The organism is Ochrobactrum sp. AP1BH01-1 (genome assembly GCF_018066705.1).
GTDB lineage: Bacteria > Pseudomonadota > Alphaproteobacteria > Rhizobiales > Rhizobiaceae > Brucella.
This window is the reverse complement of record NZ_JAGPOU010000001.1, coordinates 382,045-407,952: the sequence shown is the minus strand read 5'-3', so window position 1 is coordinate 407,952 and position 25,908 is coordinate 382,045. Positions and strand designations below refer to the sequence as shown.

Below are 25,908 nucleotides of genomic sequence, written 5' to 3'. Positions count from 1 at the left end.
ATGATCGAAACAAATTCATTGGGCGTAAGCCTCTCGGGCAAGATCATCATCAGCGACATTGCCTTTTCCGCGAAGCCGGGTGAGGTGACTGCAATCGTCGGGCCGAACGGTTCGGGCAAGTCCACGCTGTTGCGTGCGCTTTCGGGGGACATTGCATACACAGGGACTGCCTGTCTGGACGGCAGGTCCTTCGCCGAAATCAAGCCGTGGCAGATGGCGGCGCGCCGGGCAGTGCTGCCGCAGGCCAGTGCCCTGTCATTTCCTTTCACGGTTCGCGAGATCGTGAAGATCGGGCTCACCGGCGGCTATAGCGGTGTTTCTCGCGAGGAAGAAAAGCGGTTGCCCGATCTCGCCTTGCAGAAGGTCGATCTTGGCGGCTTCGGCGGGCGGCTTTATCAGGAGCTTTCCGGCGGAGAGCAGCAGCGCGTTCAGTTCGCCCGTGTCTTATGTCAGGTCTGGAAGCCGGTCGTGGACGGGAAGGCGCGTTATCTGTTTCTGGACGAGCCGATTTCAAGCCTCGATATCCGGCATCAGATCATGGTGATGGAGATTGCGAAGGATTTTGCGGCAGCGGGCGGCGGGGTGATCGCGATCCTGCACGATCTCAACCTGACTGCCATGTTCGCCGACCGTATTGCGGTGATGAACAAGGGCAAGCTCGATATTATGGGCACGCCACACGAAGCGTTGACCGACGAGCGGCTCGAACGTGTCTATGAATGCACATTGCGCGTGGGCGTTCCGCCGGAAAAGGGCGTACCTTTTGTCCTGCCGCAATCGGCTTATCGCGCAGCCGCAGAATAAAAAAGTCCGGCATAAAGCCGGACTTTTCGTTTCACACCTTGCAGGGAACTCTCAGCTCGCTACACGCGCTTCGTCCATTTCGTCGAGACCGAGCAGGTGCCGCACATTCGGGCGCGCCTTGACGAGGTCTGCAATGCTGTACTTCATCAGCACGGCGAAGAACGCATTGAGCGCTTCGCGCAGCGCCGAGTTCAAAGCACAGCTGTCAACCAGCGGGCATTCCGTGGCATCATTTTCGAAGCACTCCGCCATGGCGAAGTTTTCTTCCGTCACCCGCACGACGTCGAACAGCGAAATGTCCTGCGCCGCACGTCCAAGCCGCACGCCGCCATTACGGCCGCGCACCGTTTCCACCAGCCCATGCTCGACGAGAGGCTGAAGAATCTTGAACAAAAACAGTTCAGAAACGCCGTAGGCGCGCGCAATTTCCGGAATGCGGCTAAGCTTGCCGTCATTGGCTGCGCAGTACATGAGCATACGAACGGCATAATTCGTCTGGCGGGTAAGACGCATCACTGTTCCTTTCAACACGTCTCGGAGCAATGCACCTCCATGCAGAGGTAGATGATGCTCCAATCCTTGGGTTCGCAGTTCCAACCGAAAACGGTCCATCCCTGTTTCGGAACTGCTTCGAAATTCTGGTCTTGTCGCATTGGTAATCCGGAAAGGTTCAAGGCTCGATCGGATCATGCGCTAAAGAAGGGTATCTGTTTCTTAACCCACTTTAGAATCATTCTTAAAATATATGAAGTCTTTTCTCACCTTTAAAGGGGAAAAGTTGTTGCCGGCATCAATTAACTGCGAGTTCCTCCCAGACACGCTGTAAATGTCTCACTGACAGACATCTATCCACTCTGCGCTGACGAGTTCAGCCATTTTGTGCGGAGCGATGCGCACGGCGCTATTGGTAGCCCCGGCCGCAGGCACGACTTCCTCGAAGCTCTTTAGCGACACATCGCAATAGACGGGCAGGGCGCTTGGCAGACCGAATGGGCACACGCCGCCGACCGGATGGCTGGTTTCGGCAAGGACAGTTTCCGCATCCAGCATGCGGGGCTTGGTTCCAAACTGATCCTTGAACTTGCGATTATCGATACGCGCATCGCCGCGGGTGACGATGAGAATGGTCTGGTCCTTGGCGGAAAAGGAAAGCGTCTTGGCGATCTGGCCCGGTTCCACGCCGTGCGCTTCGGCGGCGAGAACAACGGTGGCGGTGCTGGTCGGCAGTTCGATCACTTCGATTTCAGGCGCTTTGGCAGCAAAAAAGGCCTTTACGGAATCCAGACTCATAGCTTCCCATCTTCTTATTCTGATTATGAAACTCAAGTTTAAGCCGCAATATGGCAAAGGACAAGTCCGGTTGTTTCCTTGCGGCGTTTTGGCATGGAATTACTATCAGATCGCCGTCGGGATCTGCAACAACGTCCAAAGATGATGATGGGAAGCGCAACGGGACGTTCCATAACACGGCAACCAGCGGCTCCGTGTTATGGCTGGCTTGAGGCCCGTTTCAGAGATCGACCGGGCGACCGGAATCTTCTTCTTCCAGTGTCACCGCGACATTTGCGTTGGCGGACAGTCTTACCTTGTCGCCTTCGACGTCGGCAACGAAGCCGAGTTCGATATAATGGTGATGGTCGGCGTGGAGACCGGAATTATCGGTCTTTTTCAGCTTTATGCGATTATCTTCAATGTGGTCGACTGTGCCGACATGCACGCCATCGGCGCCGATGACTTCCATATTTTCGCGGATTTCGTGCTGCATGGGATTTCTCCGTGTTGGAATTCTGCCGAAATAACAGAGGCTGCCCGCTAGAACCTAGCGCGCATTCACGCCACGGCCATGGCGTCGATATCGAAAGTTGCGTTTTGAGCGGCGGATCGAGCTGTTGTCGCTGAAGCTTGCTGCTGTTTTATTCTCTGATGTTCAGAATGCTGGCAAATGAAACAGCGCACGTTGACGTGAAAAGAAAAACTGCTAAGAAGTCACTCGCTGAGCGATTGGTCGCAAATCAGGAGCCTGCTCCGGTTTCTGCTTTTCTATTTTTGAGAAAGCATATCCAATCAATCACCTTGGAGGGGTGGCCGAGCGGTTTAAGGCACCGGTCTTGAAAACCGGCGTGCGAGAGATCGTACCGTGGGTTCGAATCCCACCCCCTCCGCCAGTCCCCATCCACGTTTCCCAGATCAAGCGTGCCGCCCGTGGTCGAGGCTGTACACACGTGTTGTTACGTGCAGGCATTTGTTGCGGTCAAGCACGCAATATCGGATCGGCAGCTTTGCGAAAGTGATCCGAAAATATTCACAATGTCCCATTGGTGTTGATGCCAATAAAAATCATGAACATTATCACTATGACCACCGCAAGTAACGCAATAGATTGGATAACGGAGAATGTTTCAAATTCCATATTCGTTAATCCTAAAATATAAATATCTTTCAATAATACCATGAAGCAAAGTATTGTGCCAGTAGTTCATTTTACACTGTGGGAATGCTCATCGTGGGAGTAATAATTCCGCATTGCGAGACTATCTTCTCCCAGATGGTATCGTCCGTGGGCGGCCCGCGCTGTCATGCGCGAGTTCGTGGTTTCGATAGCTGACAAAGCCTGGAAACCGGCTTAAGGATGTGACGCAGCTGAAAACGCTCAGGAAGCTTCTTCTTCGATCGCATTCTGCGCGACCTGTTCGATACCGCTATTCAATCGTTCGGCGGCAAGCAGCCCGAGCCATACGGCGATGAGGCACAGTACGACTGAAAAACCGATATTGAAAAGCGCCTTGCCCGGCTGTCCGGTGCGGAGGAGGTCCATTGTCTGCAGGCTGAACGACGAAAAGGTGGTGAAGCCGCCGCACACGCCGATCATGAAGGCGATGCGCCAGATTTCTGGTACAGGAAAGCGGCCTTGTTCCAGCGTCAGCGCGCCGAAGAACGAGATTGCAAACGAGCCGATAATATTGATGACGATGGTGCCCCAGGGAAGTTGGCGGCTTATCGGCAGCATCAAAAGAGCCAGCCAATATCGCGCAACGCTTCCGACCGCTCCGCCGAGCGCCACAATGAGGGTTGCTTGCATTGTTTTGTGTCCATTCAATAATGGATAGAGGCTCACTCCCTGCATCTCGAAGCTTGATCAGATACTGCTTCGAGGGCGATTGCGGCGCGCTCTTCTCCTGTTTCAATTCAAGCAGGAGTCATCAGCCAGTTGCCGGCGGTTTCGGGAGAACCCCATTCCCATCACGTATGGCGAAAGCCATCGTGGATTTATAATGAAAAGTGAGGCTTCCCGTCAATCTGGTGGGCGAGGTCCGCGAAGGCGCAATTAGTTAAGGGCACCGCTCTTCCGGCGTCCCAGCCGGCGTTTCGCGGCGTCGCTTGCCCGGTAAATGAATGAAGCCGGTGCGGGCAAAGTTCGCCGCATGAAGGCGACCTTCCGCAGATAGTTGTCGATTTTCCAGGTTGCCCATGTGCCGCCGCGGAAATAGGCAACATCGCCCGCCCGCAAGGTGCGGGTGCCGCCGTCCGTATCGGTGACGTGGACTTCGCCCTCAAGTATATAGACGGTCTCGTCCCAGCCGAAATACCAGCGGAAGGTGCCTGCGGTGCAATCCCAGATGGCGGTGTAGGCGGCTCCATCATTGCTTGCCGATTGCTCGCTGGAACGGGCCTGCGGATTGCCATCCAGCACCCAGTCAGGATTGATTGGCGCAGGTTTCAGTTCCATTTCCATCGCATTGTCGGAGACCACGGCCGGTCCTTTCGGTGCGACGAATACCCGTGGCATCGTCCGGGCTACAGCAAGGACGGTACTTGCAAGCATAAATTTCCAAGCCATGATTTCCCCCGATCGGCTCTGAACAACCCTTCAGATAACGGCTGATCGTCAGGAATAGGTTAAAAGCGCGGGAGAAATTGACGTCTTGATGCAATTAATGGGTTAGGCGAGGGCGGCAGAACGCCGGAATGGCGGTTGCGAACCGTCCCGCGTCCGGATCGAGGTCAACCGATTTCGCGTGATACGGTCGGTGTATGATAATAAAGCGGGAAGATCAGGCCGTAGGGAATGGTGACGACATCCGCCATCTGGTCGTCGGTCGGGCGATCATCGCTCATGCTCTCCCCATCCGCAGAACCGGCGTCGACATCCAGTTCCGACAGCATGACGATAATCGTGCTCCAGAGCAGAAACGGAAGCAGGGCGATGACGATATAGATATAGTTCGTGTCCATGCCGTGATGGTGAGCCACGAACTCTTCTCCATCAAGGAACAGACTTCTCAAGTTTGACGGCTTTGCAGTCGGATTTTGCTTTTGCCTCGGGTGCCACCGGAATTGCGCCGGTGGCGAAAATCATGCAGAGACTATTGCGTCATTGGGGGCGGGCAGTTCGAAAAGCCGGGCACCGTTTTCAGTGCCCTTTTCCTCATAACCGATGATCCGGAACCATTTCACGATGTCCGAACGGTCGAGCCAGCTTCGCGAATGGACTGGCAAATCGCCTGCCAGCGCCTGAATCTGCCGGATATGGTGCTTGCAGAAGCGCACGGTGTTGCGGCTGAAGAACTCTTCCTTCGCCGCAAAGAGCGTGTCGGTAGCGCCGTCCGCCTCGTGCCACGCGATGATTGCCACCACCTTGTCGTTTTGCAGCAAGGCATGTGCACGGCCTTCCCGCAGGTTCATCATCAGGTTGTCATAGGCGGCTTTGGTATCCTTGCCCGCGGCGATGTATTCGATTGCCATGCGCCTCGAAAGGTCATGAAAAACGCTCTCAAGATCACCGACGGTCGCTGTGCGTGCCTTCATTTTTCTGACCTTCCTTCGTTTCACTCCCGTCGTGCGGAGACCACGACAGCACCATAATGGCCTCTTTCAGCCACCGCTTTCAACGTGAAAAGCCTGTGCCGGTTCCGGGCTGGCAAAGTGAATTCTGCCTGCCGAAGCGGGTGGAGCGCGTTGCAGGGCAATATTCGGTGGGCAAGTCTTGCATTCACGTGATTGTGAAAATGACGCATGAACCGGCTTCATCAAGCCGGTTTTTGGTCATCTGCGGGGCTTTCCCGAACGGGCCGAGTCCACGGTTTTATGGAGAACCGAGCATAGTTATGCACAACTAGGGTACAAGATATTTGAACTATTCTGGAGGTATGTGTATCCAGCGTGTATGTTTCTCGTCTGCGTATCGTGGAATTTTCTCGGAAACACCTCAAAAAGTCTTACCCACCTAATCGGCAGGAAACGACAATGACCGACCTCCCCGGATATCCGAGTCGTCGCAGTTTTCTGAAAGCCTCCGCGGCAAGCGTGATGCTTTCAGGGCTCGCTGTCTCAGCAAAAGCGGAACCGCAAACTCCCCCGGTTCCACTCGAACAATATGAACGCCAGTATTTCAATGAACTCGAATGGGCCTTCGTTCTTGCCGCGACGGCAAGACTGATACCGTCCGAAGGCGACGGCCCCGGCGCCATCGAAGCCCGTGTTCCCGTATTCATCGATCTCCAGCTCGCCGGCGATTTCGGCCGCGCGGATGACTGGTACATGGTCGGCCCCCACGATCCGTCCGCAGATCCGACGCGCGGCTGGCAGACGCCGCTCAACCCGGCGCAGATTTACCGGCAGGGCATTCCTGCGTTCAACGCATGGTGCGAGCAGAAGTACGGCGCGGCTTTCTCCGCCCTGACGGCGGAACAGCAGGATGCGGCGCTGACCTCGCTCCAGAAAGGGGAGGTCGGTTTGCAGCCTGAACTGCGCGACTTCTTCACGCTTCTCTTGCAGAACACCAAGGAAGGCTATTTCGCCGATCCGATGTATGGGGGCAATCACGGCATGCAGGCGTGGAGCTATATCGGCTTCCCCGGTGCGCGCGGCAGCTACAAGGAATGGGTCGAACGCTACAACGTCCGCTACCCGCTGGGCCCGGTTTCGATCAAGGGCGAAAGGGCTTAACAATGGCACGTCAGGAAAAGAAAAAAGACGTGGTTGTGGTCGGCCTCGGCTGGACCGGAGCCATTCTGTCCATGGAACTGGCGCAGGAAGGGCTTGAGATCGTCGCGCTTGAGCGCGGGCATGACCAGAACACGGTCCCGGATTTCAAATATCCCAACATGATCGACGAGCTGAAATACGGCGTGCGCCTGAAGATGATGCAGCGCGCCAGCCAGCAGACCGTCACGATCCGCCGCAACGCCGACGAAGTTGCATTGCCCTATCGCAGCTTCGGCTCGTTTCTGCCCGGCAACGGTGTCGGCGGTGCGGGCACGCACTGGAACGGCCTGAACTGGCGTCCGCAGCCGGAAGAACTGCGCCTGCGCTCCTACGTAAAGGAACGCTGGGGCGAGCAGATCATTCCCGAAGACATGCTTCTCGGCGATTACCCGATCCACTATGACGAACTGGAGCCCTTCTTCGACCGTTTCGAGCGCGTCGCGGGCATTTCCGGCAAGGCGGGCAATCTCAAGGGAAAGGTCGTTGAAGGCGGCAATCCGTTCGAGGGTTGGCGTTCCAATGACTATCCGATGCCGCCGATGCACACGACTTGGGACGGACGGAAATTTGCCGACGCGGCCCAGGGCATGGGGTATCACCCGTTCCCATCGCCGGGCGGCATTGCCTCGACCGCCTACGTCAACGAATATGGCATGCAGATGGGGCCGTGCAATCACTGCGGCTTCTGCGAGCGTTTCGGCTGCTACCAGTATTCCAAGTCGTCGCCGCAGACGGCAATTCTTGATGCGCTGAAGCGCATGCCGAACTTCTCCTATCGCACGGAGTCGGAAGTTCTGCGCGTCGAGATGGCGCCGGACGGCAAGACCGCCACGGGCGTGACCTATTTCGACGAGGCGACGCAGGAGGAAGTCTTCCAGCCCGCCGATATCGTCATCCTTGCGTCCTTCTCGCTCAACAACGTGCATCTGGCGCTGCTTTCGGGCATTGGCCAGCCATACGATCCGGTAACGGGCGAGGGCGTCACCGGGCGCAACTATGCCTACCAGATGAATGGCGGCGTGACGCTCTTCTTCAAGGATGAAGAGTTCAATCCGTTCATCGGCACCGGCGCGAACGGCATGTGCATCGATGATTTCGGCGTCAACCAGATCGACTTCGGACGGGAAGGCTTCATCGGCGGTTCGTACTGGCGCGCGGGCCAGACCAACGGCCAGCCGATCCGCAGCATGTCGCTCCCATCCGGTACGCCGGCCTGGGGTGGCGCGTGGAAAAAGGCCATTGCCGAATGGTACGGCCATTCCATGTCGATCGGCAGCCATGGCTCGCATATGTCCTACCGGACAAACCATCTCGATCTGGACCCGACCTACAAGGACCGCCATGGCCGTCCGCTTATGCGCATGACCTTCAACTGGAATCCGAACGATATCCGGATGACCCAGTACATGAAGACCAAAATGGAAGCGCTGGCCAAGACGATGAATCCGGACCTGATGCAGTCGTCCTTCAAGAAGGAAGGCGCGCAATATGACGTGCGCCCATACCAGACGACGCACAATACGGGTGGCCATATCATGTCGGAAAATCCGCGTGAGGGCGTGGTCAACCGCTATTCGCAGGCATGGGACAAGCACAATGTGTTCCTGACCGGCGCGGGTAATTTCGTGCAGAATACGCAGTATAATCCGACGGGGCTTCTCGGCGGGCTTGCCTATTCGACCGCGCATGCGATCCGCACGCAATACCTGTCCAATCCGCGTCCGCTGATCTGAGGAGAATGGTGATGAAAACTTTTCTTCGCATAATCGGCGCTCTCGTCGTCATCGGGATTGTCGCGCTGCTGGCCTTCATCTTCGTGCCGGTACAGCTCACCAAACCGACCAAGGAACTGGCCGCGGACTGGAAACCCGCCGAAGGGCAGGGCCAGTATGTCATGTACGCATCAGACTGCATGGCTTGTCACACGGCGGAAGGCGGCAAGCCTTTTGCCGGTGGACGCCCGATTGCAAGCCCGATGGGCACGATCTGGACGACCAACATCACCCCGGACAAGGAAACCGGCATCGGAAACTGGACGCTCGACCAGTTCCGCGCCGCTCTCTATGACGGCATTCGTGCCGATGGCTCGCATCTCTATCCGGCAATGCCTTACGAGAACTATCGCAAGCTGACCGAGGAAGATGTCCGCGCTCTGTATGATTACTTCATGCATCAGGTGGAGCCGGTGAACAATGTCGTTCAGGAAACCAAGCTCGGCTTCCCGTTCAACATGCGTTTCGGCATTCGTGCATGGAACTGGCTGGCTCTCGGTCAGGAAGCGGGCTTCAAGGCCGCCGGCAAGTCGGAAGCGCAGGACCGCGGCCAGTATCTGGTCGAGGGCCCGGCTCACTGCGCCGCCTGCCACAGCCCGCGCAATCCGCTGATGGCGCAGAGCGGCACGCAGGCGGGCGACAAGGATTTCCTCACCGGCGGTGTCGTCGATGGCTGGAACGCACCGTCGCTGCGCGGCGCAAATTCCGCTCCGCAGAAGTGGTCGATCGAGGAACTGGCCACCTATCTCGCGACAGGCCGCAATTCCTACTCCACGGCCAATGGCGAAATGGGCCTCGCGGTCGAACATTCGCTGCAGCATCTCACCGATGCCGACAATTTGGCAATCGCTGCATTCCTGAAGGGAATTGACGGTGCTGCCGTTGAAGTGCCGCAGGACTTTGCCGTGAAGGCGTCCAAGGCGTTGCCAGCCGCTCCGGCTGATGCCGCCGGTGAAGCAACGACAAAGATGCTGACGGATGCTTCCCCGGATATGCCGCTTGGCGCGCGCCTCTACATCGACAACTGTGCTGCCTGCCATTTCGTGACGGGCAGGGGCGCGCCGGGAATCTTCCCCGAGCTTGCCGGTAATGATCTGGTGACAGGTTCGGAAATGAAGCCGCTGATCTCGATCATCCTGCACGGTGCCGAGGTTCCGTCCACGGCGAAGCGTCCGATGCGTCTTGTGATGCAAGGCTATGCCGACCTCCTCTCCGACGACGAGGTTGCAGAACTGGCCACCTTCGTTCGCTCCGCATGGGGCAACAGCGCAGGGGCGGTGAAGGCGGCGGATGTTGCAACGGTCCGCAACAGCCAGACCCACTGACAATAGAACGCCGATCTGATTGGATCAGATCGGCGTTCTATCTCTTTGTTTTGACGTGCATCTTTTCCGAAAACCGTTTCACATTTTTTGGGATGTTCTTTAGAGAACGGCGGAACGAAAGTTCCGCCGTTTTGCCATTCAGGCTGCTTCGATGTCGCGCATGGGCGGGTTTCCATAGAAGCGGCTGTATTCCCGGCTGAACTGCGACGGGCTCTGATACCCCACGCGATGGCCCGCCGTACCGGCATCCAGCCGCTCGACCAGCATCAGCCTGCGCGCTTCGTTCAGGCGAAGCTGCTTTTGATACTGAACCGGCGTCATCGCCGTGATCGCCTTGAAATGATGATGAAACGATGACGCGCTCATATTGACGTGCTCGGCGAGCTGTTCGATCCGCAATGGCGCGGCAAAGTTCTGGCGAAGCCAGGCGATGGCTCGCGCTATACGGTTGGCCTGGCTGTCGGCGGTGGCGATGTTGATCAGTCGCTCGCCGCCGGGGCCTGTCAGAAGGCGATAGAGGATTTCCTCCTCGATCAGGGGCGCCATCACGGGAATGTCGTCAGGATTGTCGAGAAGGCGCAGCAGGCGCAAGACCGCATCCAGCAAACCCGCGGGCGCGGCATTGACGGTGATCCCCCATTGATCGCCATCGGTCATCATCCGTCTGCGAACATCGACACGTCCGATCAGGTCGGTCAGTTTCTCGCTGTCGATGGCGAGAGCGAGACACAGATGCGGCGCTTCCGGGCTCGCCTCGACCACCCGCCATGTGACCGGCAGGTCCAGCGACGTCACCAGATATTCGCCCTTGGTGTAGTTGATCGTTTCGGAACCGAGGCGCAGCGACTTTGCGCCTTGCAGCACCATGGCGAGGCAGGGACGATAGCTGCTGTGGCACGGTATGCTCGGCGTCGTCCGCCTGCTTATCCCCAGACCTTCGATTGGCGTACGGTATTCACCGTCCTTTGCGGTAAAACGCTCCGCAAGAGCGGCCAGCTCCTCATAGGTGTCGGTCAGTGACGTCATGGATGATCCGCTTCGGATGAGATGGAATACAGTAATAATCTATCAGGGAGGCATATGTCGCAATCGTGAAGCAGGCAGTTTTGCAGGATCGTGCAAGAAGCTTGCAGGATCGGTCTACCGCTTCTATCCGCGTCTCCGGCATATTCCGACTGCTTCCCCAATCCAATAAATGGAGTCTATCATGGCCATAGCAAGAGGTTATGCTGCTACGGATGCAGATGAGCCGTTGGTTCCGTTCACGTTTGAACGGCGCGAACCCAACGCGGATGACGTGGTCATCTCGATCCAGTATTGCGGCGTTTGCCATTCCGACATCCATACTGTTCGCAATGAATGGAAGAATGCCGTTTATCCCATTGTTCCGGGACATGAAATCGCAGGCGTCGTCACTGCCGTCGGCGATGCTGTCACCAGGTTCAAGGTGGGCGACAAGGTAGGCGTCGGCTGCTTCGTGGATTCCTGTGTCGGCTGCGCCACCCGCGACGTCGACAACGAGCAGTATCTTCCCGGCCTCGTCCAGACCTACAACACCTTCGATGCGGAAGGAAAGGAACGGACGCAGGGCGGATATTCGGACCATATCGTCGTCAAGGAGGGCTATGTCCTTTCCATGCCCGACAATCTTCCCCTCGATGCGGCAGCCCCACTGCTTTGCGCGGGCATTACGCTTTATTCGCCGCTGCGCCACTGGAATGCAGGGCCGGGCAAGCGGGTCGCGATCATCGGCATGGGCGGGCTCGGGCATATGGGTGTCAAGCTTGCCAATGCGATGGGCGCTCATGTAACCGTTCTTAGCCAGTCGCTTTCCAAGAAGGAAGACGGCCTCAAGCTCGGCGCTCATGAATATTATGCCACCAGCGACCAGACCACCTTCGAGAAGCTGGCCGGAACCTTCGATCTCATCATCTGCACGGTGGGCGTCGCCATCGACTGGAATGCATATCTGGCGTTGCTCAAGGTAAACGGCACGATGGTTGTTGTCGGTGCTCCGGAACATATGGTGCCGGTGCATGCCTTCTCGCTCATTCCCGGTCGCAGGTCCCTTGCCGGATCGATGATCGGCTCGATCAAGGAAACACAGGAAATGCTGGACTTCTGCGGCCAGCACAACATCGTTTCCGAAATCGAGAAGATCAATATCCAGGACATCAACGAAGCCTATGAACGCGTTCTGAAGAGCGACGTGCGCTACCGCTTCGTCATCGACATGGCTTCGCTGGCAGCGTAGTCCCGAAAGCCTGCGCGGCGCTTCATAACGGCATCGCGCAGGCTCTATTCTGCTTTGGTTACGTCATTATCCGCGCCGGAAATCGAGATCGTGGGTTCGGTGGAGCCGCCGGCAAGGGACCACGTCACCTGATGGTTCGCGCCGCTGACGTCGAACTGCGAAGGTCCGTCCACCTTCACATTAACGATATTCTCCGCGCCTGAAACGGCAAGCGACGAAGGTTCCGCATCGTCCTTCAAGGTGGCGGTAACTTCATTATTGGACACTTCAACGACCAGATTTTGCGTTGCTCCGCCGGAAACCGTATTGTTCGTGCCGGAAATCGAAAGCTGCCGCGCCTTTTCAAAGGTCACGGTATGAGAAACGCCATGTATGGTGACGTGGCCGCAATCTCCCACGAGCTTGATGGTGTTTTCGGCGCCATAAATGCCGACATCGCCAGACGTGCAGGTGATTTCCCTGCCGAGCCCCACGCCTTCGATCGTCTGTTCGCCGGCGAAGGACGATGCAGCCGCAAGTGTCGTCAGGCTGCCCGCAATCAATGCAATTTTCAACCCTGCGTCCTCCTCTTACCTATGGCCCGATGCGGCGAATATTAACTATAGCGCGTCTCTTCTGTATAGATGTGACGTCAATCGCGCCTATGCCAGCTCAATATGAGCATATTGCTTATCGCTTATTATCGACAGCTGATTTACACTTGGTCGCGCAGCGGACGTGCGGCGGGGGAACGCTACTTGGGACTCGACCAGAACACCTTGTTTTTTGCAGCAGGTATCTGCTCTCTGGCGGTCGCCCTTACGATCCTGAGCGTCTGGTACCAGAACTCGCACGACAGGTTCCTGTTGTGGGGTTGCCTCGGCATGATCCTGCTGGGGGCAGGGGCCGTGCTCTATTATGCAGGGCCTTGGCCGCTGGCTACCGCATCCGTTGTTGCCTTCAGTCTGGAAAGCATCGGCTTCGTATTGCTGATCCTCGGTTCGCGGCAGATTTCCGGCCGTGCGGTTCGCAGCCGCTTTCTGCTTCTGCTGGCGATTGCTGTCGTCTGCGCCACGGTCCTTCCCATTCTGGCAGGGCAGACCGGAACCGGAACGGCGATCTTCAATCTGACCTCGGCCCTGTTGCTCCTGCTGACGGCGAAGGAATATTTCCATGTCTACCGGGAAGCACCCGTGCCCGTCACGGGCATGATTGCTCTCTATGTCCTGACGGCGCTCACATTCTTCCTTTGCGGTGCGGTGATCCTGCACGAAAGGCAATGGGTGATGACCGCGATCCCCAGCAACTGGGCTGAAGACATCAATGCCTTGATGGCCATCATCGGGATCACGGGCATCGGCGCCCTGTCGCTGAATTTCACCCAGTCACGCATTGCGCGCCGCCATGCCAACGATGCACGCACCGACAGCCTGACCGGATTGCTGAACAGGCGTGCCCTTTACGATGTGCTGACCGATAATGAATTGCAGCTCGGGGATTCCGTCGTGATCTTCGATCTCGATGCATTCAAATCCATCAACGATACGCATGGCCACATTGTCGGCGATCAGGTGCTGGGGACCTTTTCCGACGTTCTGCGCAGTCATGCCAAAGGCGAGGCCCTGATTTCCCGCGTCGGCGGCGAGGAATTCGTGCTGGTCCTGAGGCAGAAACAGAATAGCGAGGTTCTCGCTCTGGCCGAGGCGATCCGCAAAGCCTTTGCAGCGACAGTTTTTGAAGCTTTGGCCGGAGATTTTTCTACCACGACAAGCGCGGGCATTGCTTTCTGCACGCCGGGAGATGCTGATTTACAGACAGTTTTCCGCAGGGCGGACGCCGCGCTCTATCGCGCCAAGCATCTGGGCCGCAACAAGGTATGCACCGAGCTGCACAGCGTCGCTTGAGTTTTTCGCAGGAAAAAGGGCCTGACATCAGGCCCTTCTATTCGACAGTTCTTCGTTATGTGCCGAAGCGCTCTTCGCTGAGCGCCGCCGCCATCAGTGCTTTGGTATAGTCCTCGCGGGGATGATCGAAGACTTGTTCGGTATCGCCCTGTTCGACGATCTTTCCGTTCTTCATCACGATTACATAGTCCGACACTGCGCGGACGACGGCCATATCGTGGCTGATGAAAAGATAGGAAAGCCCGTGATCTTTCTGCAGATCGCGCAGCAGCGTGACGATCTGCTTCTGCACGGAGCGGTCGAGCGCGCTTGTCGGCTCATCGAGAACGATCACGCGCGGTTTGAGGATCATCGTGCGCGCAATGGCGATGCGCTGGCGCTGGCCGCCGGAAAACTCGTGCGGATAGCGGTTGCGCATGGCCGGATCGAGACCGACTTCCTTCAGCGCTTCCTGCGCACGGCGATCGCGTTCCTTCGCCGAAAGGTTAGGCTCGTGGATCAGAAGCCCTTCGGTGATGATGCGGCCGACAGTCATGCGCGGGCTGAGCGAACCGAACGGGTCCTGAAAGACCAGCTGCAATTCGCGGCGCTTCGGTCGCATGGCCTGCGCTTCCCGCGGCAGTTCCTGCCCGAGATAGGCGATGCGTCCTTCGGAATCGAGCAGGCGCAGGATGGCGCGTCCAAGCGTGGACTTGCCTGAACCGGATTCGCCGACGATGCCGATAGTCTGGCCTTGCTTCAGCGTCAGCGAAACATTGTTGACTGCCGTCAGATAGCTGGCGGCGCCAAGCCAAGGCTTGTTGATGAGAAAGTTGACCTTCACATTGTCAGCCCGGACGAGCACCGGCGCTTCTGCCGGGGGCGGGGCCTTTTCGCCCTCCGGTTCGGCGTCGAGCAGCATTTTCGTATAAGGATGCTCCGGCGCGGTGAAAAGCTTCTCCGTATCGTTGGTTTCCACGACTTCGCCGGAACGCATCACATAGACCCGGTCGGCAAAGCGCCGCACGATGCCGAGATCGTGCGTGATGAAGACTACCGCCATGCCGAGCCTCTTTTGCAGGTCGGCCAGAAGGTCGAGAATCTGCGCCTGAATGGTGACGTCGAGCGCGGTCGTCGGCTCGTCCGCGATCAGGATGTCCGGCTCGTTGGCCAGCGCCATGGCGATCATGACGCGCTGACGCTGCCCGCCCGACAGTTCATAAGGATAGCTGTCGATACGGCGCTCCGGCTCCGGAATGCCGACCAGCTTCAGCAGTTCCAGAATGCGCGGGCGCGCATCCTTCTTGCTCAGCCCGCGATGATAGCGCAGCGGTTCCGCCAGCTGGTCGCCGATCCGGTAGAGCGGGTCGAGCGACGTCATCGGCTCCTGAAAGATCATCGTGATCCTGGCGCCGCGTATCCGGTTCAGCTGCTTGTCGGACATGCCGATAAGGTCCTGCCCGCGATAGAGCGCCTGTCCCGTCGCCCTGCCGTTATGGGCCAGAAGCCCCATCATGGCCATGGTCGTCTGGCTTTTGCCGGAACCGGATTCGCCCACGATGGCGATGGTTTCGCCGGCTTTCACGTCGAGGTCGATGCCGCGCACCGCCTGAACCGGCCCGTCATGCGTGTCGAAAGTGACCTTGAGGTCGCGCACACTCAGAATGGTTTCATTCGTCATCTCAGCGATCCTTCGGGTCAAGGCTGTCGCGCAGGCCATCGCCAAGGAAGTTCAGCGCAAACAGGATGATGGTCAGGGTGGCGGCAGGCCAGATCAACAGCCAGCTTGCGCCGCGCATGTTCTGGGCGCCTTCGGAAATAAGCAGCCCCAGAGAGGTGAGGGGGTCCTGCACGCCGAGGCCGAGGAAGGAGAGAAGGCTTTCGAGAAGGATCGCCTTCGGCACCAGAAGCGTGACGAAGACGATCACCGGGCCGAGCGCATTGGGAATGATGTGGCGGGTGATAACGCCGCGTCGTGTCGCGCCAAGCGCTTCCGCTGCCTGAACGAACTCCTGCCGCTTGAGGCTCAAGGTCTGCCCGCGCACGATGCGCGCCATGTCCAGCCATTCCGTCGCGCCGATGGCGATGAAGATGATGAAGATGGATCGCCCGAAGAAGACGAGCATCAGGATCACGAAGAAGATGAAGGGCAGCGAATAGAGAATATCGACGAACCGCATCATGACATTATCGACGCGCCCGCCAAGATAACCGGAGATGGCGCCAAAGGACACGCCGAGGATCAGCGACATGGCGGAAGCCAAAAGGCCGATGGCAAGCGACATGCGCACGCCGACGAAAATGCGGGTCATCAGATCGCGGCCAAGATTATCGGTGCCAAGCAGGAAGTAGTTGCGGCTGACATTGAGCGTCAGCTTGCCCGAAAGTCCGTCCTGCGCCAGTTCGATCTTCGGATTGCTGAACAGGTCCGATCGCTCGAAATAACGCAGCACACGCTCGTCTGTCGGGCGCTGTGCCGTTACATTGACTACCAGCGCATTGCCGGTCAGTTCGGGCTCCCCGGCGGCTTTCAGCCGGGCCCGGGCCAGCACCTGCTCGAGCCCCGGCATGATCGTGTCTGCGCGCGGATAGGCTTCCAGGCTCGGCATCACGCGCACGAACTGGGGATAAATCTTGTCATAGGGATGCGGGCTTATCATCGGCCCGAAAACGCCCACGAGGGCGAGCACAATGAGAACGATGGCGCTGGCGACAGCGGCCCTGTTCTTGCGCAGGCGCAGCCAGGCATCCTGCCAGAGCGAGCGGCTTGGCGCCTCGAGCCGGGCGGTTTCCGTCGGTACACTCAGATCAGTCATAACGAACCCTCGGATCAAGCCATGCATAAAGAAGATCGACGATCAGGTTGAAGACAACCACGAAAATCGAAATGACGACGACAGTGCCCATGACGAGCGTGTAATCGCGGCTGAGCGCGCCCTGCACAAAATAGCGTCCTATGCCGGGGATGCCGAAAATTGTTTCAACCACCACCGAGCCGGTGAGGAGGCCAGCCGCAGTGGGACCCAGATAGGAAACGGCGGGGAGCATGGCCGCGCGCAGCGCGTGAACGCCGACGACCACACGTGCCGGCAGCCCGTAGGCGCGGGCCGTGCGGACATGGTTGGCGCGCAGCGCCTCGATGGTCGCGCCCCGCACGAGACGGGCGATAACGCCCACCTGCGGCAATGCGAGCGTGAGGACTGGCAATATCCAGTAAGTGATATTGGCAGAGGACCAGCCGCCAGCCGGAACCCAGCCGAGTATGACACCGAAGAGCAGGCTGAGGAGGGGGGCCACCACGAAATTGGGCGTGGTGATGCCGAAAGTGGCGAGAGCGACCACGAAATAATCAATGGGTGAATTCTGCTTCAGCGCCGCAAGCGTGCCGAGGAAGGTTCCGATGATCGCGGCAAGGGTAAGGCCGAGCGTGCCGAGGATGATCGAGACAGGCAGGCCGGAAGCGAAGAGATCGTTCACCGAGAAGTCACGCCGGGTAAAGCTCGGTCCGAGATCGCCATGCAACAGATTGCCCAGATAAATCAGATACTGCTGCCAGAGCGGCGCATCCATATTATAGGCTTTCTTGAGGTTCTCCAGGATCAAAGGATCAATCGGCCGTTCAAGATCGAAAGGTCCGCCGGGCGCAAGCCGGATCAGGAAGAATGTCAGCGTGATGATGATGAAGATCGTGGGTATGGCACTACCCAATCGTCGGAGCGTATAGCTCAACATGTCCTTTGTCCCTTCTTTGCCGGACCGCCTGCAAACGATCCGGCAAATCCCACTAAAGGTTTGTTCTAATTTCAGTTTTTAACAGATAGCCAGCGCGTGCCGTGCGAATTCATGAGGTTGTTTTCGTAACCCTGAACGCGGTCGGCAACGAGAGCGGTGGACGAGTAATACATCAGCGGCACGACGGCCCCCTCGCTGAGCAGAACCTTCTCTGCATCGGCCAGGATGTTCGCCCGGTCAGAGAGATTGGTCGTCGTTGCGGATTTCGCCATCAGCGCGTCGTAATCCTTGTTCGACCATTCGGCATAATTGAAGTAATTGCCGGTGGTAAAAAGCTCCAGGAACGAATTCGGATCGTTGTAATCGCCGATCCAGCCGTCGCGGGTGATGTCGAACATCCCCTTTTCCTGAAGGTAATTATAGAAGGTCGTCCCCTCGACCTCATCGAGGGTCGCCTTGATGCCGATATTGCCCAGCATATTGGCGATTGCCGCCATGGTGTTCTTGTGGTTTTCCGAGATGTTGTAGCGTAGCGTTACCGAGAGGCTTCCCGGCTCGACACCGGCTTCCTTCAGTAATTCCTTGGCCTTGTCCTCACGGTCCAGCACGTCCTCGTTGGCGAAATCCAGTTTCGGGGCGTCCTTGACATAATTCACGATGCCGGGCGGCACCATCGAGCTGGCTGGCAGCATCACGCCACGCCAGACTTCTTCGGCGAGGAATTCACGGTCGATAGCCATGGAAATGGCCCGGCGCACCCGCGGATCGCGCAGCTTGCTCGACGGCTCGCCCTTGATGTCGATATAATAGATGCCGAGATAGGGGGCGAGGCGGAACTGGCCGCCCAGGTTCTTCTTCACATAGTCCATCTGCTCGGCTGGAACATCGGAACAGATGTCGACTTCCTTCGCCTCGAAACGGCGCATGCAGCTTGCACGATCTTCAAACGGGATCCAGTTCACCGCATCGATCTTCACATTGGAAGCATCCCAGTAGTTGGGGTTCTTCTTCATGGAAATCTTGTCATTGGGATTAAAGCTGACAAGCGTGTAGGCGCCATTGGTCACGAGATTGCCGGGCAGGGTGAATTTGTCGCCGAACTTTTCGACCGCTTTCTGGTTGAGCGGAAAACCGGTATTATGAGTAAGCAGCTCCAGAAAGTATGGGGCAGGACTGTTCAGGGTTATCTGCAACGTCTTGTCGTCAAGCGCCTTCACCCCCAGCTGGTCAATCGGCATCTTCCCGGTTGCGACTTCCTTCGCGTTCTTGATGGCATAAAGGACGCTGGCATAACCGGCAGCGGTTTTGGGGTCCATGATGCGGCGGAAAGTAAATTCGAAATCGCCAGCGGTAACAGGATCGCCGTTCGACCATTTGGCGTTATCGCGCATGTGGAACGTATAGGTGAGGCCGTCTTCGGAAATGTTCCACGAGGAGGCCGCACCGGGAATAGCCTCACCCTTATCGTTATGCGCCACCAAACCTTCATAAAGGTCGCGCAGGACACGGTCTTCCTGAACAGTGGTCGTGTGTTGCTGGTCCAGCGTGGCGGGGTCGGTATCGTTGCCCCGGTTGAGCACTGTTTCTGCCGATGCGGCACCGCTGAGCGCCATCAGGCAAACGCCTGACATCAAAATTCCGCGAACCATGAAAAAAACTCCCATATGCATTTTACAAAATGTTTGCCCAGAAAAAGAGGGCCCTCCGGAACAGCCGGAAGAAAAAAGGACCGCGCCTGTCAGCGCAGCCCGAGCTGAAAATTTATTGTTTGAACGAAAGCCAGCGCGTCTTGTGGCTGTCCATCAGGTTGTCATTCCAACCGTCGATCTTGTCCGAAACAAGCGCGCGCGACGAATAATATAGGATCGGGATATTGCTCATTTCATCGAGCTTGATCTGCTCGGCTTCGGCCAGAACCTTTGCGCGGGCATTCAGGTCAAGAATTTTCTCGGCCTCGGCCATCTTCGCATCGTAATCGGCGTTCTTCACCTTGGAATAGTTGAAGCTCACATTGCTCTGGCTGATGAATAGGAAGTTCTGCGGATCGTTATAGTCGCCGATCCAGCCTGCACGGGCGATGTCAAACGGACCGTCGTCGCGCATGAAGTTGAAGTAGGTCGCACCTTCGGTTTCGTTCAACGATGCCTTGATGCCGATATTGCCAAGCTGATCGGCAATGGCGGCCATGGTGTTCTTGTTATTTTCCGAGGTGTTATAAAGCAGTTCGACCGAAAGCGTATTCGGTTCGACGCCGGCTTCCTTCAACAGTTCCTTGGCCTTGTCTTCGCGTTCCAGCATGTCGTCGGAATAGTTGAGCTTCGGCGCATCCTTCACATAATTGGCGATGCCCGGAGGAACCATGGAATAGCCCGGCAACATGGTGCCCTGCCAGACCTGATCGGCGATGAAGTCGCGGTCGATTGCCATGGAGATCGCCTGCCGGACGCGCGGGTCCTTCAGCTTGCTGTCCGCGGTCTTGCCCTTCACCGGCAAGTAGTAGACGCCCAGGTATGGCGCCATGCGGAATTCCTTGGAAAGGTTCTTCTTCACATAGTCCATCTGCTCGGCTGGAACATCAGAGCAGATCTGCACTTCCTTCGCCTCAAAACGGCGCATGCAGCTCGCGCGATCCTCAAACGGTATCCAGTTGACGGTGTCGATCTTCACCTGATCCGCTTCGTAATAATGCGGGTTCTTCTTCATGACGATCTTGTCGTTTGGCGTGAAGCTTTCCAGCATATAGGCGCCGTTCGTGACCATCTTGCCGGGCGTGGTGAACTTGTCGCCATTGGCCTCGACGCTCTTCTGGTGCAGCGGGAAGCCGGTCTGGTGCGTCAGAAGTTCAAGGAAGTACGGAGCAGGGGAGTTCAACGTGATCTTGAGCGTATGGTCATCGACGGCTTCGACGCCGAGCTGGTCGGTCGGCTTCTTGCCGCCGGTAATGTCTTCGGCGTTCTTGATGATGAACAGCATGCTGGCATAGCCGGCGGCTGTCTTGGGGTCCATCAGACGGCGGAAGGTGAACTGGAAATCCCCGGCTGTAACGGGATCGCCGTTCGACCATTTTGCGTCATCGCGCAGATGGAAGGTGTAGACCGTGCCATCTTCGGAAACATCCCAGGACTTCGCCACGCCGGGAACCGCTTCGCCATTTGCGTTCTGGATGGTCAGGCCGTCGTACAGGTCGCGCAGGACGTTGCCTTCAGCCACCGACGAGGTACGGTGATGGTCCAGCGTTGCCGGATCGGTGTCGTTGCCGCGATTGAGAACGACTTCAGCCGAAGCAACCCCTGCGAGCGCCAGAAGACACACACCTGTCAGTAGAAACTTACGATACATTTGAGAACCCCTCCTTTGAAATTTTTGAAATGTCCCGCATCTTATGGATAAGCTTGCCACTTGCAAGAGGACTTATCAACGCTTTGACTTAATTAACGTATTCACATTTTCTTTAGCGATTTCAGTGTCCGTTTTCGGGTACGGAAGGGTTCGTTTTCATCAAACTTACAAAGCTTGAATACAGCCGTATCTGCCCGAAAAACGCCCTAATTCCCGCGCTTTGCGACGTTTGAATGTCAGCTGAAACGACACTGAAACCGGCTTGATTCGCTAGAAGTTACATGCACGCTTTTGGCGCGCGGTTCTGTAACAATTTGCATCATGCCGTTCGTCTGTGACTTGGGGCAGCGATCATATCCGCCGTCACGGTGTCGCAGCACATCATTATGCAGATAGTTCCATAATACATATTATCTGATTGGTGCTTATGGCCGGGGTGGGTTCTAGCTTGAAGTGCGACTTGCAGCCGCAATTCCGATCCGCCCGATCAGGCTGTCGCCGTCATGCAGGCTGACACGGTTGTCTCATGCATCATGGAAACTGTCGGCATTTCCATGGCGAGCCCTTCCGTCGATCACCAGTATTCCACCAATGCCAATCCAGACCTAAGCACTCTATCTGTTTGTTTTGCTTCATTACCGAACGCAGATCTGTTCACGCTTTCTGGGGCAGACCACGCTTCAATATGTAATCGTCACCACCACAGTGTCGGTATATGTGCCGGGAGATGGCGTTCGCTGGGTTGGCACGCGCCCGTAAACAGGCAAGGTTGCGGTTGCTCCATTGCCTGTCCCCTGCACAAGGTCGCCGCCTGAACTCCCCCATGGCTGGCTGCGCGCGGCATCCTTGTAAAGCCCGTAAGTGACTGCCTGATCGCCAAGCGTCATGCGCCGTGTCGTCGGCCCCGTCCCGGTCAATCCGTTATTGAGACCGATACTGTATGAGGTACCCTGTGTGCAGGTTACGTTTAGGCCCCCGGCAGAATCCACGGCCGTATTGAGGATGCCATGGCTGCCAAAATCGATATTCCGGGCTGTGATGTTGCAGTTGGAAGGCACGTTGGCCTGTGCGGTGAAAGTCGTGCTGGTCGGGTTCGCCGTTATGGAATTACACGACGGAGCTGAAAGCAAGTAATCCGTAAAGGTGATGCGCACCTCATTGCCGGAAAATATCGACGTGTACACGCCAGACGCAGCACCTTGCTGATTGGGTAACACGCGTCCGTATATGGTTCTGGTTGTCGATACGGAGCCCAGAAGCGGAATTGTGAGATCAATCGGCGGCACTGTGCCGAGGGCTGGCTGTTCTGCCGCCCCCCAGGGCACGGAGCGTGCAGCATCCTGGTAGAGATTGAATTGAAGCGCCTGATTTGCAGGGTTGAGCATCCTGCGTATACCGGAAATGGCGCCTCCAGAGCCGGCATTGATGTTCGGGCAGATGCGAACTTTTGTAGCGACAAGCAGCCCGAGTCCCTGGCAGGTAACGCCGAGTGACGCCGTTGTGTCGACCGCAGTACCGGCATTTGGATCAATATTCCCGAAATCGACGTTCGAAATGGAAAAATCACAGCTATAAAGCAACTGGGCGCTGGCTGGTGCAGCGGCTAATTCGATGATCAGAAATGCCAGGAAACCAAGGAAATACCTCATCGGCCGCTCAATTTGCTCCCCACGTCTACTGCACAGACCGACATATCACATCCGGGATTTTGACCTGGTTGCCCGTGTCGGGGCTGAAGGCGAACTCCGCCACACAGCCCTTGCGGTTCGGCTGATCGATGGTAAGGCGGCTTTGGGGCGTGAGGCCCGTGATATATGCCTGCCCGTCATAGCCGACCACAAATTCCTGTCCTGATCCATCCACGAGACCGGTGGCTCCCGTTTCCACAAAGGCACCGTCTTCGTCGCGCAGGGTCACAAGCGCCCCTTGCGCATCGGTGCGGACATCAAACTTGACGACCGTGCCGCCGCGCTCGGCTGGAACGGTCACTGCGCGGGTGCCGGAAACCGTAGCGTCGACTGGCAGATTGGTCGGATCTATGCTGACCTGGTTCTGTTCATAGGAACGGAGATCAGGAAGAAGCAGTTTTCCGCGGCTGTTCGTGCGGCCCACCGGCCGGTTTTCATATTGAACAGCCACGTCCGGAGCACCCGCATCGACGACGGTAAATGCATCGTTGATACGGTTGGAGAGGAAAACATCCCGACCGGCGAAGACGATGGCGCCGTCAGCCTGAAGGCTGCCCCTGAACAGATCGTCATATTGTTCCACATCGGCTTGCAGCCGAGCAGCCCCTGCCCGATAACTGACACTGGCGGCACGGTTCGTTCTCGCGCCCTCCGTATCCCTGATCCGCCAGCCGACGCTGCCAATCTCGGGCCTTTCCGATTTGATGATGTCCGTTGTTACAAAGGTTCCACTGCTATCGGAGGACACGCCGGTCGCGCTATAGATATCGGGGCCGAGAGGCACGGAAATGCCCATGAAGACACCGGACGAACCTCTGTTCTTCAGATCGGCGAAAGCCGTCACATAGACCGACCCCTTGTCCACCGGACGATAAAGCGATGCACCAAGAATTTGGGATTTGTCTCCACCGATTGTCTCGAGCTGTGTCAGGCTGAGATTGAAGCGCGCGGGGTCGAATTTCAGTGGAACCGAGACTGCTATCTGGTCAATGGCACGCGGTGGCGCGGCGCTGATAAGGCCGTCGCCGGGCAACAAGGGCGACGACCAACTGGCGGTCACGCCGGCAATATCGTTATAGTCGCCGAAAGTTCTCTGAGTGCGCGCAAAAAAATGCAGGCCGTGAAGCTCCAGCTCGGCGCTCGCGGCGAACTGGAACCCGGCCTGTCCCCCATAGGTGCTGGCGGATGCAGCCAGCGAGCCAACACCGTAGGGGCCAAGGCCGAATACCGCGCCACCGCCGCCATTGATCAACCCATTACCGCCTTCCGCATGGCCTTCGAGGGTGAGCCCGTCGCTGATCCCGCGGCGCAGTGTGGCGGAGGCCATCAGCCGCTCGTCGTAGTCAAAGGAATCGACGCCGTAAAAACGCCGCGCAAAACCCACTTCCGCCGAATAATCCCAAAGCCCCGCAGCCAGAAGGTTCGATGATGCGAAGAAGGGCGTTTCCGAGATCGTTTCGCGCCCAAGGGCATCGCGCACCACAACGCGCGCCGTTCCGGCCCCGGTCACCACCGGAAGATTGGTGATCTGGAACGGTCCCGTCCGCACATCCTGCGAAAAGCGCCGTGCGTTGTTGACGTAGACATCGACCGTGGAAGGCACAGCGGCCGACCCCGACAGGTCCGGCAGGGGCATCGTCACAAGGTCTGGCCGCAGGCCAAAATTGCGCTGAATCTGCAACCCGCCGAGGCGCGTCGGACGTGACCAGCTCAAGCCGCCTGTAATCAAGTCACCCGCCCTGAATGTGGTCAGCCAGCCAGGCTGGGAATAGGACCATGTCGTGTCCAGGCGCGTCGAGCCGTATCGTCCACCGGATGAAGTATTGGCTATATACGACGATGTGAGCGTTCCGAAATGGCCAAAGACCCGTCCCTCGAACCATCCCGATGCGCCTTCAAAGCCGCCCAGATCGCTGAAACCGCTGCCGCCGGTAGATGCAAAAAGCGTATAGTTGACCAGCCCGCCGAAATCGCTGCTTGCCTCTTCCTTCGACGAACGCTCGGGAGAAGCTGTCTGCGCATCAATGGTCCGCGTGGACCGCGCACTAAAGGGAACCGAAAACCGGATCGCCTGAGCGGCATCGTCGAATTCGTAGGAGACGCCCGGTATATCGCGAACAGAAATCCAGCCGTTCTGATCTGCTTCGGCTCCCGCGGGCTCTATGCCGACGCTTCGCAGTTCGTTGGTATCAACCGACAGCGCCCCATCGGGAGACTGCCGGAAGCTGGCGATCAGTTCAGTGCTGGTGCCGTTGATGAAGACTTCAAGCTGCAAATCGCGGGGAGCATTGAAAGGAAATTCGCCTGCATCGGCACCCGATATTTCCGGAATTGCCGACGCCCATGCCTGAAATCCCTGCGGCGGGAAAAGTCCGCAGGACACCGGGATCAGTATGCTAGCCATCGCTAAGGCGCACGGACGCATCAAAATGTCCAGCTTCGCTCTCCGCCAGGATTGTCACCGAGCTACCCGAGGCTTTGCCTCGCCCGCTGGCCGGCACGAACCACCTGGCAGTCGAATTACCAAGCGCATAGCCCACAAGACCCTCGCGCCTGGCCAATATCGAACCGCCACTGCGCAAGGTGAGATTTGACACTTTGAATCGCATATCGCCGCCGTTGCGGAGCGTTACCAGAAAGCCGCCCGGCTTGCGCTGGACAGACCAGTTGGGCCCCGCTCCTTGCGTTTCGGAAGCCGAGAAGAACACAGGAATGGAGTGCCTCACCACGAGAACAACGGTACCGGACGAGCGACGGCTGGGATTTGGCAACTCGTCCACAATCAGACGATAGCTTTCCTCTTTCTGCACGGGCCGCTTGGATGTCCGCACAACCCGGACAAGGTTTTCCCCGCCGGGTTTCAGCTTGACCATGGGCGGACTGGCGACAACGTCGTTCGTCGCCTCATAGCTATCCTGACCGTTGCGCTGGACCCACCGAAAAACACGAATCTGCACATTGATGGGACGGCTTGCGTCGTTCCAGACTCGGATCGCCGACGCTGCGGCGGGTTCCCTGAGGTCGATCAGCACGGGCGCGACCCGCAGTGATGTAGCGCTGGACGTGCCACAAAATCCGACAAGAGCAATGAACCAGGCTATAGCCAGAGCAGTAGACCGCATCTTCATCCTCTGCACTCCTGGATAA

Annotated in this window: 23 protein-coding genes, 1 tRNA gene and 1 riboswitch; of the genes, 7 read left to right on the top strand and 17 right to left on the bottom strand. The window is 57.5% G+C overall.

Features of this window, described 5'->3' with window-relative positions; genetic code table 11:
* Positions 1 to 804 (top strand): heme ABC transporter ATP-binding protein, encoded by an 804-nt coding sequence (locus tag J9800_RS01830; RefSeq protein ID WP_114214931.1) that lies wholly within the window; start codon positions 1 to 3, stop codon positions 802 to 804.
* Between the two features lie 51 nt (positions 805 to 855).
* Here J9800_RS01830 and rirA read toward each other — a convergent pair whose 3' ends face one another.
* From rirA to J9800_RS01815, 3 genes are all read right to left on the bottom strand, one after another.
* Positions 856 to 1,317, bottom strand: coding sequence for an iron-responsive transcriptional regulator RirA (rirA, locus tag J9800_RS01825; protein WP_114214932.1), 462 nt, complete (start codon positions 1,315 to 1,317; stop codon positions 856 to 858).
* 318 nt (positions 1,318 to 1,635) lie between these two features.
* Positions 1,636 to 2,094 (bottom strand): YbaK/EbsC family protein, encoded by a 459-nt coding sequence (locus J9800_RS01820; RefSeq protein ID WP_109986614.1) that lies wholly within the window; start codon positions 2,092 to 2,094, stop codon positions 1,636 to 1,638.
* Between the two features lie 220 nt (positions 2,095 to 2,314).
* Positions 2,315 to 2,569: a DUF2171 domain-containing protein gene (locus tag J9800_RS01815; RefSeq protein WP_112587688.1), complete on the bottom strand. Its 255-nt coding sequence runs from the start codon at positions 2,567 to 2,569 to the stop codon at positions 2,315 to 2,317.
* 310 nt (positions 2,570 to 2,879) lie between these two features.
* Between J9800_RS01815 and J9800_RS01810 the strand changes: the two genes are divergently transcribed.
* Positions 2,880 to 2,969, top strand: a tRNA-Ser gene (locus J9800_RS01810).
* A 485-nt stretch (positions 2,970 to 3,454) separates the two neighbouring features.
* On the opposite strand, the gene crcB is transcribed toward J9800_RS01810, so the two are convergent.
* From crcB to J9800_RS01790, 4 genes are all read right to left on the bottom strand, one after another.
* Positions 3,455 to 3,883: a fluoride efflux transporter CrcB gene (gene crcB / locus J9800_RS01805; protein ID WP_112587710.1), complete on the bottom strand. Its 429-nt coding sequence runs from the start codon at positions 3,881 to 3,883 to the stop codon at positions 3,455 to 3,457.
* A gap of 105 nt (positions 3,884 to 3,988) precedes the next feature.
* A riboswitch (Fluoride riboswitch) is annotated at positions 3,989 to 4,052 on the bottom strand.
* A gap of 77 nt (positions 4,053 to 4,129) precedes the next feature.
* Positions 4,130 to 4,642, bottom strand: coding sequence for a cupin domain-containing protein (locus J9800_RS01800; protein ID WP_114214933.1), 513 nt, complete (start codon positions 4,640 to 4,642; stop codon positions 4,130 to 4,132).
* Between the two features lie 164 nt (positions 4,643 to 4,806).
* Positions 4,807 to 5,055 (bottom strand): hypothetical protein, encoded by a 249-nt coding sequence (locus J9800_RS01795; protein WP_114214934.1) that lies wholly within the window; start codon positions 5,053 to 5,055, stop codon positions 4,807 to 4,809.
* A gap of 102 nt (positions 5,056 to 5,157) precedes the next feature.
* Positions 5,158 to 5,610, bottom strand: a complete 453-nt coding sequence (locus tag J9800_RS01790; RefSeq protein WP_114214935.1) for a hypothetical protein — start codon at positions 5,608 to 5,610, stop codon at positions 5,158 to 5,160.
* A gap of 438 nt (positions 5,611 to 6,048) precedes the next feature.
* Between J9800_RS01790 and J9800_RS01785 the strand changes: the two genes are divergently transcribed.
* From J9800_RS01785 to J9800_RS01775, 3 genes are read left to right on the top strand one after another with little or no spacing between them, the layout of a single operon-like run.
* Positions 6,049 to 6,750, top strand: a complete 702-nt coding sequence (locus tag J9800_RS01785; protein WP_114214936.1) for a gluconate 2-dehydrogenase subunit 3 family protein — start codon at positions 6,049 to 6,051, stop codon at positions 6,748 to 6,750.
* Between the two features lie 2 nt (positions 6,751 to 6,752).
* On the top strand, positions 6,753 to 8,522 hold the full coding sequence (locus J9800_RS01780) for a GMC family oxidoreductase (RefSeq protein ID WP_114214937.1): 1,770 nt from the start codon (positions 6,753 to 6,755) through the stop codon (positions 8,520 to 8,522).
* An 11-nt stretch (positions 8,523 to 8,533) separates the two neighbouring features.
* Positions 8,534 to 9,886 (top strand): cytochrome c, encoded by a 1,353-nt coding sequence (locus J9800_RS01775; RefSeq protein ID WP_210845391.1) that lies wholly within the window; start codon positions 8,534 to 8,536, stop codon positions 9,884 to 9,886.
* Between the two features lie 138 nt (positions 9,887 to 10,024).
* Here J9800_RS01775 and J9800_RS01770 read toward each other — a convergent pair whose 3' ends face one another.
* Positions 10,025 to 10,912: an AraC family transcriptional regulator gene (locus J9800_RS01770; protein ID WP_112587725.1), complete on the bottom strand. Its 888-nt coding sequence runs from the start codon at positions 10,910 to 10,912 to the stop codon at positions 10,025 to 10,027.
* 181 nt (positions 10,913 to 11,093) lie between these two features.
* On the opposite strand from J9800_RS01770, the gene J9800_RS01765 reads away from it, so the two are divergent.
* Positions 11,094 to 12,140, top strand: coding sequence for an NAD(P)-dependent alcohol dehydrogenase (locus tag J9800_RS01765; RefSeq protein WP_114214939.1), 1,047 nt, complete (start codon positions 11,094 to 11,096; stop codon positions 12,138 to 12,140).
* A gap of 44 nt (positions 12,141 to 12,184) precedes the next feature.
* Here J9800_RS01765 and J9800_RS01760 read toward each other — a convergent pair whose 3' ends face one another.
* Complete coding sequence (locus J9800_RS01760) at positions 12,185 to 12,694, bottom strand: DUF3060 domain-containing protein (RefSeq protein ID WP_114214940.1); 510 nt, start codon at positions 12,692 to 12,694, stop codon at positions 12,185 to 12,187.
* 102 nt (positions 12,695 to 12,796) lie between these two features.
* On the opposite strand from J9800_RS01760, the gene J9800_RS01755 reads away from it, so the two are divergent.
* Positions 12,797 to 14,023, top strand: coding sequence for a GGDEF domain-containing protein (locus tag J9800_RS01755; RefSeq protein WP_286167436.1), 1,227 nt, complete (start codon positions 12,797 to 12,799; stop codon positions 14,021 to 14,023).
* A gap of 55 nt (positions 14,024 to 14,078) precedes the next feature.
* Here the strand turns inward: J9800_RS01755 and J9800_RS01750 are convergent, their stop codons facing one another.
* From J9800_RS01750 to J9800_RS01715, 8 genes are all read right to left on the bottom strand, one after another.
* Positions 14,079 to 15,683 carry an ABC transporter ATP-binding protein gene (locus J9800_RS01750; protein ID WP_114214941.1) on the bottom strand — a complete coding sequence of 535 codons (1,605 nt, stop codon included), beginning with the start codon at positions 15,681 to 15,683 and terminating at the stop codon, positions 14,079 to 14,081.
* A 1-nt stretch (position 15,684) separates the two neighbouring features.
* A complete protein-coding gene (locus J9800_RS01745) occupies positions 15,685 to 16,818 on the bottom strand; it encodes an ABC transporter permease (protein ID WP_114214942.1) in 1,134 nt (377 codons plus the stop codon).
* Positions 16,811 to 17,734, bottom strand: a complete 924-nt coding sequence (locus tag J9800_RS01740; RefSeq protein ID WP_112587736.1) for an ABC transporter permease — start codon at positions 17,732 to 17,734, stop codon at positions 16,811 to 16,813. Before J9800_RS01740 ends, J9800_RS01745 begins: the two co-directional genes overlap by 8 nt.
* Positions 17,735 to 17,805: 71 nt before the next feature.
* The gene (locus J9800_RS01735; protein WP_114215067.1) at positions 17,806 to 19,383 is read right to left on the bottom strand and encodes a peptide ABC transporter substrate-binding protein; all 1,578 of its coding nucleotides are present in this window, start codon (positions 19,381 to 19,383) and stop codon (positions 17,806 to 17,808) included.
* 112 nt (positions 19,384 to 19,495) lie between these two features.
* Positions 19,496 to 21,073 (bottom strand): peptide ABC transporter substrate-binding protein, encoded by a 1,578-nt coding sequence (locus J9800_RS01730; RefSeq protein ID WP_114214943.1) that lies wholly within the window; start codon positions 21,071 to 21,073, stop codon positions 19,496 to 19,498.
* Between the two features lie 680 nt (positions 21,074 to 21,753).
* On the bottom strand, positions 21,754 to 22,722 hold the full coding sequence (locus tag J9800_RS01725) for a Csu type fimbrial protein (RefSeq protein ID WP_114214944.1): 969 nt from the start codon (positions 22,720 to 22,722) through the stop codon (positions 21,754 to 21,756).
* 25 nt (positions 22,723 to 22,747) lie between these two features.
* On the bottom strand, positions 22,748 to 25,165 hold the full coding sequence (locus J9800_RS01720) for a fimbria/pilus outer membrane usher protein (protein ID WP_286167437.1): 2,418 nt from the start codon (positions 25,163 to 25,165) through the stop codon (positions 22,748 to 22,750).
* Positions 25,158 to 25,889 carry a fimbrial biogenesis chaperone gene (locus J9800_RS01715; protein ID WP_286167438.1) on the bottom strand — a complete coding sequence of 244 codons (732 nt, stop codon included), beginning with the start codon at positions 25,887 to 25,889 and terminating at the stop codon, positions 25,158 to 25,160. Before J9800_RS01715 ends, J9800_RS01720 begins: the two co-directional genes overlap by 8 nt.
* Positions 25,890 to 25,908: the final 19 nt, after the last annotated feature.

Excerpts from the sequence above, each read along its gene's own strand:
- J9800_RS01830 (WP_114214931.1), top strand. The coding sequence starts at position 1 with ATGATCGAAACAAATTCATTGGGCGTAAGCCTCTCGGGCAAGATCATC.
- rirA (WP_114214932.1), bottom strand. The coding sequence starts at position 1,317 with ATGCGTCTTACCCGCCAGACGAATTATGCCGTTCGTATGCTCATGTAC.
- J9800_RS01820 (WP_109986614.1), bottom strand. The coding sequence starts at position 2,094 with ATGAGTCTGGATTCCGTAAAGGCCTTTTTTGCTGCCAAAGCGCCTGAA.
- J9800_RS01815 (WP_112587688.1), bottom strand. The coding sequence starts at position 2,569 with ATGCAGCACGAAATCCGCGAAAATATGGAAGTCATCGGCGCCGATGGC.
- crcB (WP_112587710.1), bottom strand. The coding sequence starts at position 3,883 with ATGCAAGCAACCCTCATTGTGGCGCTCGGCGGAGCGGTCGGAAGCGTT.
- J9800_RS01800 (WP_114214933.1), bottom strand. The coding sequence starts at position 4,642 with ATGGCTTGGAAATTTATGCTTGCAAGTACCGTCCTTGCTGTAGCCCGG.
- J9800_RS01790 (WP_114214935.1), bottom strand. The coding sequence starts at position 5,610 with ATGAAGGCACGCACAGCGACCGTCGGTGATCTTGAGAGCGTTTTTCAT.
- J9800_RS01785 (WP_114214936.1), top strand. The coding sequence starts at position 6,049 with ATGACCGACCTCCCCGGATATCCGAGTCGTCGCAGTTTTCTGAAAGCC.
- J9800_RS01780 (WP_114214937.1), top strand. The coding sequence starts at position 6,753 with ATGGCACGTCAGGAAAAGAAAAAAGACGTGGTTGTGGTCGGCCTCGGC.
- J9800_RS01775 (WP_210845391.1), top strand. The coding sequence starts at position 8,534 with ATGAAAACTTTTCTTCGCATAATCGGCGCTCTCGTCGTCATCGGGATT.
- J9800_RS01770 (WP_112587725.1), bottom strand. The coding sequence starts at position 10,912 with ATGACGTCACTGACCGACACCTATGAGGAGCTGGCCGCTCTTGCGGAG.
- J9800_RS01765 (WP_114214939.1), top strand. The coding sequence starts at position 11,094 with ATGGCCATAGCAAGAGGTTATGCTGCTACGGATGCAGATGAGCCGTTG.
- J9800_RS01755 (WP_286167436.1), top strand. The coding sequence starts at position 12,797 with ATGAGCATATTGCTTATCGCTTATTATCGACAGCTGATTTACACTTGG.
- J9800_RS01750 (WP_114214941.1), bottom strand. The coding sequence starts at position 15,683 with ATGACGAATGAAACCATTCTGAGTGTGCGCGACCTCAAGGTCACTTTC.
- J9800_RS01745 (WP_114214942.1), bottom strand. The coding sequence starts at position 16,818 with ATGACTGATCTGAGTGTACCGACGGAAACCGCCCGGCTCGAGGCGCCA.
- J9800_RS01740 (WP_112587736.1), bottom strand. The coding sequence starts at position 17,734 with ATGTTGAGCTATACGCTCCGACGATTGGGTAGTGCCATACCCACGATC.
- J9800_RS01735 (WP_114215067.1), bottom strand. The coding sequence starts at position 19,383 with ATGGTTCGCGGAATTTTGATGTCAGGCGTTTGCCTGATGGCGCTCAGC.
- J9800_RS01730 (WP_114214943.1), bottom strand. The coding sequence starts at position 21,073 with ATGTATCGTAAGTTTCTACTGACAGGTGTGTGTCTTCTGGCGCTCGCA.
- J9800_RS01725 (WP_114214944.1), bottom strand. The coding sequence starts at position 22,722 with ATGAGGTATTTCCTTGGTTTCCTGGCATTTCTGATCATCGAATTAGCC.
- J9800_RS01720 (WP_286167437.1), bottom strand. The coding sequence starts at position 25,165 with ATGGCTAGCATACTGATCCCGGTGTCCTGCGGACTTTTCCCGCCGCAG.
- J9800_RS01715 (WP_286167438.1), bottom strand. The coding sequence starts at position 25,889 with ATGAAGATGCGGTCTACTGCTCTGGCTATAGCCTGGTTCATTGCTCTT.